Here is a 9,282-nt window from a genome sequence, read left to right as displayed (position 1 = left end):
GTGACCAGGTGGCGGGCGACGAGGGCGCCGAGGCCGCCGGTGCCGCCGGTGATCAGCACGGTGGACTCCGCGTCCCAGACAGCGGCCGTCCCCTCCCCGGACTCCGCGGGCCGCACCAGGCGCGGGACACGTATCTCCCCGCCGCGAACGGCCAGTTCGGGCTCGCCGGTGGCCAGAGCCGAGGACAGCAGCCGGTCGTCGGTGCCGGTGTCGGCGTCGACCAGGACGATCCGGCCCGGATGCTCCGCCTGCGCCGCACGCACCAGGCCCCACACCGGGGCGAGCCCCAGATCGACGGTGTCGCCGGCAGCCGCGGCGACCGCGCCCCGGGTCACGACCGCGAGCCGGGTGTCGTCCCCGGACTCGTCGGCCAGCCAGGTCTGCAGGTGAGCCAGAACACGGCCCGTGTGGGCGCGCACCACGTCGAGGATGTCGCCGTCGGAGCCGTCGAGGCGCAGCACGCTCCAGCCGTCGGCGCCGGAGGCCGCCGGGGCCGTGACGGAGGACCACTCCACCCGCAGCGGCGTGGCGGCGCCGCCGTGCGCGGCACGCAGCTGCCCGGTGTCGACCGGGCGCAGCACGAAGGAGTCGATCCGGGCCACCGGCGCCCCTGACGCGTCGGCGACCGACAGCGAGACCGAATCCGTGCCGGTCGCGGTGATCCGGACCCTGATCGCGGACGCGCCGGCGGAGTACAGCGACACACCGGTCCAGGCGAACGGCAGCCGGGTGCCGTCCGGGACGGGCTCGGGCGAGGCGAAGTCGGTGGCGTGCAGCGCGGCGTCCAGCAGGGCAGGGTGCAGCCCGAAGGCGCCCGCCCGGGAGGCGGTGTCGCCGTCCAGGGCGACCTCGGCGAACACTTCGCCGTTGCGCCGCCACACGGCCCGCAGCCCGCGGAAGACAGGGCCGTAGCCGTAGCCGTTCTCGGCCATGTCCGGATACAGCGCGGTGATGTCGACGGACTCGGCGCCGGACGGCGGCCACTGGGTCATGCCGAAGGACTCGGCGGTCGCCTCCTGGGCCGCGGATGCGGCGAGCACACCGGTGGCGTGCCGTGTCCAGCCCTCGTCGGAGGCGTCCTCGGGACGGGAGAAGAAACCGACCGTGCGACGGCCGTCCGCGTCCGCGGAGCCGATGACCACCTGGAGCGCGACACCGCCGGTGACGGGCAGCGCCAGCGGGGCCTCGAGGGTCAGCTCCTCGACCAGCGCGCAGCCGACCTCGTCGCCCGCCCGCACGGCGAGTTCCACGAAGGCGGTGCCGGGCAGCAGCGGGACACCCGCGATGACGTGGTCGGCCAGCCACGGATGGGAACGCAGTGAGACCCGTCCGGTCAGCACCACGCCGCCGGTGCCGTCGCCGCCCTCCGCCAGGGTCAGTACGGAACCCAGCAGGGGGTGGCTCGCCGCGGTCTGGCCGAGGCCGGCCGGGTCGCCGTTCGACGACGGGGCGCTCAGCCAGTAGCGGCGGCGCTGGAAGGCGTAGGTGGGCAGCGGGATCCTGCGGGCGTCCAGGCCGTCGTAGCAGGCGGCCCAGTCGACGGGGGTGCCGCAGGTGTGCAGGAGGGCCAGGGCGGAGAGCAGCTCGCGCTGCTCGTCGCGGTCACGGCGCAGCGCCGCGACGAAGGTGGCCTGCGTGCTGCCGCCGACACACTCCTGGCCCATCGCCGACAGCACGGCGTCCGGGCCGAGTTCGAGGTAGCGGGTGACCCCGGCGGTCTCCAGGAAGCGGATGCCGTCGGCGAAACGGACCGCCTCACGGACGTGCTCGACCCAGTACTCCGGCGAGCAGAGCTGCTCCGTGGTGGCCAGTTGCCCGGTCACGTTGGAGACGACGGGGATCTGCGGAGCCCGGTACGTCATGATCTGCGCGACGCGGCGGAACTCGGCCAGCATCGGCTCCATCAGCGGCGAGTGGAAGGCATGGCTCACCAGCAGCCGCTTGGTCTTGCGGCCCAGCCCGTCGAAGTGCGCCTTGATCTCCAGGACCGTGCTCTCCTCGCCGGACACGACGACGGAGGACGGCCCGTTGATCGCGGCGATGCTCACCCGGTCGGTCAGCAGCGGCAGCACCTCGTCCTCGGTGGCCTGGAGAGCCACCATGGCGCCGTCGGCGGGCAGTTCCTGCATCAGCCGGCCCCGGGCGGCGACCAGCGTCGCGGCGTCCTCCAGGCTCAGCACACCGGCGGCGTGCGCGGCGGCCAGCTCACCCACGGAGTGTCCGGCCAGGTAGTCGGGGCGCACCCCCCAGGACTCGACGAGCCGGAACAGTGCCACCTCCACGGCGAACAGCGCACACTGCGCGTACCGCGTCTGGTGCAGCAGCTCCGCCTCCGGGCTGCCCTCGGGGGCGAAGAGTACGTCCCACAGGGACAGGTCGAGCTGGAGGTCGAGGTGGCCGACGGCGTCCTGGAGGGCCTTGGCGAAGACCGGGTGGGTGCGGCACAGTTCGCGGCCCATCGACAGCCGCTGGCTGCCCTGTCCGGTGAACAGGAAGGCGAGCCGCCCCGCGGTGTCGGCGCCCTGGCCCAGCGGGTTGAGGAACAGACCGGGTGCCGAGTGTTCGCCGACGACCGCGCGCAGCGCGCGCTCGACGCCGGCGCGGTCGTCGGCCAGGACGACCGCCCGGTGCGGGAGCGTGGCGCGTGTCGTGGCCAGCGAGTACCCGATGTCGGTGAGGCCGGCCTCGGGCCGGTCGGCCAGGAAGGCGAGCAGACGCTCGGCCTGGGCGCGCAGGGCCGGGGCGGAGCCCGCCGAGACGGCCAGGGGAAGGACCCGGGCGGCCGGCTGCGGGATGTCCCGCACGGGGGTGCCGGCGTCCTTGAGGGCGGGTGGCTCCTCCAGGATCACATGTGCGTTGGTGCCACTGATGCCGAAGGCGGAGACACCGGCCCGGCGCGGGCGGTCGCCGCGTACCCACGGCCGGGACTCGGTGAGCAGGCGCACGTTGCCGGACTCCCAGCGGATGTTGGGAGAGGGCTCGTCGACGTTCAGGGTCGTGGGCAGAGTGCCGTGCCGCATCGCCATGATCATCTTGATCATGCTGGCCGCGCCGCCGGCCGCCTGGGTGTGACCCAGGTTGGTCTTGACGGAGCCGAGCCACAGCGGCTCGTCCTCGGGGCGGTCCTGGCCGTAGGTGGCGAGGATCGCCTGCGCCTCGATCGGGTCGCCCAGCCTGGTGCCCGTGCCATGGGCGTCGACGGCGTCCACGTCCGCCGAGGTCAGTCCGGCGTCGGCGAGTGCCTGGCGGATCAGGCGCTGCTGCGCGATGCCGCTGGGCGCGGTCAGGCCGTTGCTGGCGCCGTCCTGGTTGACGGCCGTGCCGCGGACCACCGCGTGCACGGTGTGGCCGAGCCGCCGGGCGTCGGAGAGCCGCTCGACCACGAGCAGGCCGACGCCCTCGGAGAATCCGGTGCCGTCGGCGGCCGCCGCGAACGCCTTGACCCGGCCGTCGGGTGCCAGGCCCTGCTGGCGGCTGAAGGACGTGAAGATGCTGGGGCTGCCCATCACGGTCACACCGCCGACGAGCGCGAGCGAGCACTCGCCCCGGCGCAGCGCCTGAGCGGCCAGGTGCAGTGAGACGACGGCGCCGGAGCAGGCGGTGTCCAGTGTCATCGCGGGGCCTTCCAGCCCCAGCGTGTACGAGATCCGTCCCGAGGCGACGCTGGGCGCGGTGCCGATCATCAGGTAGCCGTCGAGGCCTTCGGGAGCCTCGCTCGCCTTGACGCCGTAGTCGTGGACCTCGGCGCCGATGAACACACCGGTGCGGCTGCCGCGCAGCGAGTCCGGGGCGATCCCGGTGTCCTCCAGGGCCTCCCAGGCGGTCTCCAGGACGAGCCGCTGCTGCGGGTCCATGGCGAGCGCCTCGCGCGGGCTGATGCCGAAGAAGTCGGCGTCGAACTGCGTGGCGGTGTCGAGGAACCCGCCCTTTGTCACATAGCTCTTGCGCGGCGTGGCCGGGTCCGGGTCGAAGAGGTTCTCCAGGTCCCAGTCGCGGTCGGTGGGAAAGTCCGAGAGCACCTCGCGGCCGTCGTTGACCAGTGTCCACAGGTCGTCGGCGTTCTCGACGCCGCCGGGAAAGCGGCACGCGAGGCCGACCACCACGATCGGATCGTCGTCGTCCGCCGCCAGCCGGGTCACCGGGGCGGCGATGTCCGGTTCGGCGCCGGAGCCGAGCAGTTCGGCGCGCAGGAAGGCAGCGAGCGAGGCCGGAGTGGGGTGGTCGAACGCGACCGTGGGCGGCAGGGCGAGTCCGGTGACCTCGTTCACCCGCGTGTGCAGGGCGACCAGCCCCAGAGAGTCCAGGCCCTGCTCCTTGAAGGGCAGCTCGGGGTGGACCGAGGCCGGCGGTTCCGGGCGGATCGCGCGCAGGATCTCCAGAGACTCGGCACGCACCAGGTCGAGCAGGACCCGGACCTGTTCGGCGGCCGGCATCGGCTCCAGCCGACGCACCAGAGCCGACCGGGAGTCCGGGGCGCCGTCCGGCTCGTGCTGGGAGTCAGAAATGAAGCTGCTTCCGGACCCGCTCATCGGCACACTCCACACCTAAATTGCTGTCGCCATGCCAGGAATGGTCAAATATCCGGGATACACCCGGAGTCGACACACTAGGGCGGGGCCTGTACGCATCCACACCCCTAATGCGCCCCTACTGGTCCACTAATCGTGGACGAGCTGCGCGGTGATCGGTTCACCGAGCTCCTGCGGCGGTTCGTCGAACGTGCGCCGCACGTGGTACAGGTCATTCATCAGGTCCGCCGAGGTAATCCTTCTCGACTGCCCCAGCTCCGCGATTTTGGCCAGTGGAAGATTCCCGATATCCGTCCAGCGGAGCCTGCCGTCGGAATCGATACGGCTGCGTGTGCGGCCCGCGTTGTCGGGGTGCACGCAGTACGGCACGTCGAGGTACCCGCGGCGGAACGCGGTGAGCAGGGCGCGTCCGAGATCGGCGTCGAGTCCGAGGACGGCTTCCACCAGCGCACGCGCCTCGAGGTAGGTCTGGGAGTCGGCCGGGATCCCGGCCGCGTCCGGAGTCTCCTGGCGTGCCGCCACTCGTGCGGAGTGCGCCGCGTATTCGAGTGCCAGGACGTTCTCGTAGACCGTGGGGATGCGGCGGGCCTCCGCGGCCGTCTTGACGATGAGCCGCTCCGCACCGCTCGTCACGGCCAGTTCGGCGGCCCTGGCCAGCAACCCGTAGGCGCCCCGGGAGGTCTCGGGGTAGACCCCCATGTAGGCGTAGATCACGATGTGCCAGTTCCGGGTCGGCAGCAGTTCCGCGCAGAGCCTGCGCAGCGCGGCCACCGCCTCCTGGTCCTGCCGCATGTCGGTCTGCTGCGCATAGCTGAGCGACAGCGAACGGATGCCGTGCTGGGCGAAGAACATCGCCTCCAGGAGGCTGATGGCGACCAGTTGGCTGGGTGGGCACAGCTGTCCCATCATGCAGCCGCCGAACGTCTCCAGGTGCGGCTCGATCCCCACCTCCCGCAACCGCGCGAAGAGTTCGCAGCAGCCCGCCCAGTTGCGGACGGCGTCGGCAAGCGGCGTACGCCCGTAGGGGAGGCAGTAGGAAACGGGGCCTCCCTCGGTCGCGTTGAGCCGGAGCCGCATCATCGCCCAGAAGATGTCGATGGGCGTGGCGGAGCCATGCCGGATCTGCACGGGGAAGGTGTCGTCCCGCAGCCCGTCCAGCACCGCGGCGGTGGTGGCGGGCGGATGGGTGACGACCGGGTAGCCGTTGAGGTCGATTCCCCTGCGCAGAGCGCTCTCGACCGCCTCCAGGTCGCCCACCCTGGTGTAACTGTCGAGGGTCAGGGTGCCCACCGTGGTGGCCTCCGCCGCCTTCGTGGCCGCCAGTCCTTCGCGCATCTTCTCCGGGTCGCCGAAGCCCATTCGGGGCTGTACGACCAGGCGGCCATGGCCGCCCGCCGTACGCACGAACTCCCCGAAGTCCACCGGCGGCCGGGCCTCCTGGGGCCGCACCGGCGGGGTCCCGGTCATGCGGAGATCCTGGGCATTTCGGTGAACCGCTGCACGGGCCGCGGCAGTGCGTCGAGGAAGGTCCGGAACGCCGCGATCGGCTCCTTGCCGTCCTCGAAGACCGCGTCGAACCCGGCCGCGATCAGCTCGCCCGTACGGTCCTGCCCCTCGCCCCCGTCCGTGCCCAGCTTTCCGCCGATCACGATGGGCGTCGCGGCGAGCGGATCGCAGTCCCGGAGCCGTTCGATGACCCGCATGCCGTCCTGGTGGCCGTGCCCGTTGACGCTGCTGATGACGATCATCTCCGGCCGGCGCGCGCTGCACTCGGCGACCAGGAGTTCGTCGGGCACGCACGGTCCGAGGTTCACCACCTCGTACCCGCACTCCTCGATGAGGAGCTGGAGGAAGACGAGGTTCCAGGTGTGGGAATCGGAGGCCAGCGAACTGATGACCACGGTCCCGCGCGAGGGGGCCGGATACGCCCGCTCGGTCGTCTCCACGGCCGTCCGCTCAGTCATCGCCACGCTCCTCGACCCAGGTGCGTACGTGTTCGATGCGGGAGACGGAGACGATCTCGCCGCCGCCGACCGCGACCTCGGTGGGCGCCGGGCGGCCGAGGAACATCAGCAGGCTGGACGTGGGCCCGTACGCCCCCGCGTTGGGGATGCGCACGAGGTCACCGGGGGACAGCACCGGCACCTCGATCTGACGGCCGAGTACGTCGCCCGGCGTGCACAGCGGCCCGACCAGGCTGGCCTGCTCGGTCTCACCGTCGGCCGGGACGTGCACCGACACCGGAAGCAGCCGGCCCAGCCCGGACATCCCGCCGAAGGTGTTGATGCCGGCGTCGAGGATCACGAACTTCTTGCCCCGGCTGACCTTCACGTTGCTGACCCGGGCCACCAGTGTGCCGCTGTCGCCGGCCAGGTACCGTCCGGACTCCACCGCCAGCCGCGGCGTACCCTCGCGCCAGCGGGGGAAGTGCACGTCCAGCGAGGCCTCCAGCTCGGCCTTGAGCTTGGGGTAGCGGGCACGCTCGCCGGCCTGGGCGTACGGCACGGAGAAGCCGCCGCCGATGTCGAGCAGGCGCAGCGGAACGCCGAGATCCTCCTCGATCGCCGCGGCCACGGCGATGGTGTGCGTGAGCTCACCGATCAGTGCCGCTTCGTCGCGCGCGTTGCTCTGCGAGAAGAGGTGGAGACCGGCGATCGAGGTGCCCGGCACCTCGCGCAGCCGCTGGGCGATGTCGGGGATCGTCTCGCTGTCGATGCCGAACTGGGTGGGTACGCCGGTCATCCGGATACTGGTGGTGGCGCCGGCCTTGGCGCTGTTGATCCGCAGCAGGCAGTCGGCGACGACGCCGTGCTCCAGCGCGGACTCGCCGATGTGCTCCAGGTCGGTCAGGGATTCGGCGGAGAAGCAGCGCACGCCGCTCGCGATCGCCTCGCGCAGCTCCCCGGGGGTCTTGCCGGGACCGGTGTAGAGGATGTCGGTGCCGGGGTACCCGGCCTCCAGTGCGGCCGCCAGCTCGCCCGTCGAGCTGATCTCGGCCTTGCAGGCCGGGCCGTCGCCCTCGCGCAGCGCCCGTACGAGATCGACGTGCGGGTTGGCCTTGAAGGCGTAGAAGACCTCGAACCCGTCGGGAAGCCAGCCGAACAGGTCACGCCGGGCGGCGCGGACCCGGTCCAGGTCGTACACGTACAGCGGGGTGCCGTAGCGGCGGGCGAGGTCGGTCGGGTCCGGTGTCCGGGCGGTCATCGTCCGCTCCCCTCGACGAGCAGCAGTTCGGTCAGTGCCTGGCGGGCGTTCTTGCCGTGCTGGGTGAGGGGGAAGTCGGTCAGGACGCGACAGAGCGCGGGGACCTTCGCGGGCTCCAGGCGGGCCGCCATCTCCTTGAGGACCGTGGCCGGTTTCAGGTCGCTCTCCACGAAGAGCGCGAGGTCGTGCCGCTCGCTCGGCGGGATGGCGGCGGCGGCCCTGACCCCGGGGATGTCCATCGCGGCGCCCTCGATCTCCAGGGTGCTCATCCGGAAGCCCTTGCGCTTGAACATGTCGTCCCGGCGACCGCGGAAGTAGAGGTATCCGTCCGCGTCGAGGCAGCCGTAGTCACCGGTGTGTAGGCAGGGTTCACCGGTCGCGGGCAGCCGTCGGAAGGCCTTCGCGGTGGTGTCCGGGCTGTTCCAGTAGCCCGGCATCACATGCGGGCCCACGGCGACGATCTCCCCCACCTCGCCCGTGGGCACCTCGCGTCCCTCGGTGTCCAGGATGAGCACCCGGGTGCCGGGCAGCGGCAGACCGACCGAGTCGGGGCGCTGGAGATCCTCGTCGGGCGGCATCACGGTGATGCGCTTGGCCTCGGTCTGGCCGTACTGGCGCACCACGCGGACGCCCGGGAACATCTCGCGCAGTGCGTCGATGGTCGACTGCGGAAGGGCCGCCCCGGTGTTGGTGAACATGCGCACCGGAGGGAGACCGCCCTCGTGCCGACGGGACAGGCTGAGGATCATCGAGGCGAACGAGGGAACGATCGGCACCACCGTGGCACCGACCTCCCGCATCCGCCGCAGCAGCAGGAGGTCGGACTCCCGGTCGGCGAGCACGATCTCGCAGCGCACCACGCACGTCATCACGACCTTGTACAGGCCGTAGTCCCAGGACATCGGGAACCGGCAGAAAACCACGTCGTCGGACCGGTAGCCGAGTGCCTCGGTGAGCGCGCGGGAGGCGAAGGTCACCTGGGAGTGCGGGCACACGACCGCCTTGGGGGCGGCGGTGCTGCCCGAGGTGTAGATGAGAGTCGCCACGTCGTCGGGGCGCACCGGCTCGGGCTCGAAGCGGTCGGCGCTGCCGCGCAGTTCCTCCACCTGGGCCCACACCTGGTCCAGCTGGTGCACCGGGCTCGCGATCTCCCGCAGATTCCCCGCCGTCGCGGCGTCGCCGATGAGCAGCCTGGGTTCGGCGTTGGCGACGACGTGGCGCAGATGGTACGTCTTCATACTGGGGTTGACCGGCACGAAGACGGCACCGCACCGGGCCGCCCCGTAGAACATGGCCGCCAGCTCCCGCCCGGTCGGCAGCTGAAGCACGATGCGGTCGCCCCGGCCGACACCCGACTCACGCAGCCAGAGGGCGAACGCCTGGCTGTATTCGCTCAGTTCCCGGTACGTCCATGATCCGGACCCGTCACGGATCGCGGGAGCGTCCGGCACTTCGGCGGCGGCGTCGTCCAGCAAGCCATGGACAAGTTTTCCTGTGTCTTCGCGTGCCGAATACGAGTGGCTGACCAAGGCCGCACTCCTGCCTCGAG

The 9,282-nt window shown here is 71.7% G+C and carries 5 protein-coding genes; all 5 read right to left on the bottom strand.

Annotated elements, in window-relative coordinates:
• Nucleotides 1–4,529: type I polyketide synthase (locus ABT288_RS29380; protein WP_351613866.1), on the bottom strand; the 4,529-nt coding region annotated here is incomplete at its 3' end.
• 129 nt (nucleotides 4,530–4,658) lie between these two features.
• The gene (locus ABT288_RS29375; RefSeq protein WP_351613864.1) at nucleotides 4,659–5,996 is read right to left on the bottom strand and encodes a methylaspartate mutase; all 1,338 of its coding nucleotides are present in this window, start codon (nucleotides 5,994–5,996) and stop codon (nucleotides 4,659–4,661) included.
• Nucleotides 5,993–6,493 carry a cobalamin B12-binding domain-containing protein gene (locus tag ABT288_RS29370; protein WP_351613861.1) on the bottom strand — a complete coding sequence of 167 codons (501 nt, stop codon included), beginning with the start codon at nucleotides 6,491–6,493 and terminating at the stop codon, nucleotides 5,993–5,995. The genes ABT288_RS29375 and ABT288_RS29370 overlap by 4 nt, the downstream gene beginning before the upstream one ends.
• Nucleotides 6,486–7,733, bottom strand: a complete 1,248-nt coding sequence (locus ABT288_RS29365) for a type III PLP-dependent enzyme domain-containing protein (RefSeq protein ID WP_351613859.1) — start codon at nucleotides 7,731–7,733, stop codon at nucleotides 6,486–6,488. The genes ABT288_RS29370 and ABT288_RS29365 overlap by 8 nt, the downstream gene beginning before the upstream one ends.
• On the bottom strand, nucleotides 7,730–9,208 hold the full coding sequence (locus ABT288_RS29360; protein WP_351613856.1) for an AMP-binding protein: 1,479 nt from the start codon (nucleotides 9,206–9,208) through the stop codon (nucleotides 7,730–7,732). The genes ABT288_RS29365 and ABT288_RS29360 overlap by 4 nt, the downstream gene beginning before the upstream one ends.
• Nucleotides 9,209–9,282: the final 74 nt, after the last annotated feature.

Origin of the sequence: Streptomyces sp. NPDC001093 (genome assembly GCF_040298985.1) — a bacterium.
Taxonomy (GTDB): Bacteria; Actinomycetota; Actinomycetes; order Streptomycetales; family Streptomycetaceae; genus Streptomyces.
The sequence above is the reverse complement of the archived record's forward strand: the minus strand, read 5'-3'. Positions and strand labels throughout refer to the sequence as shown.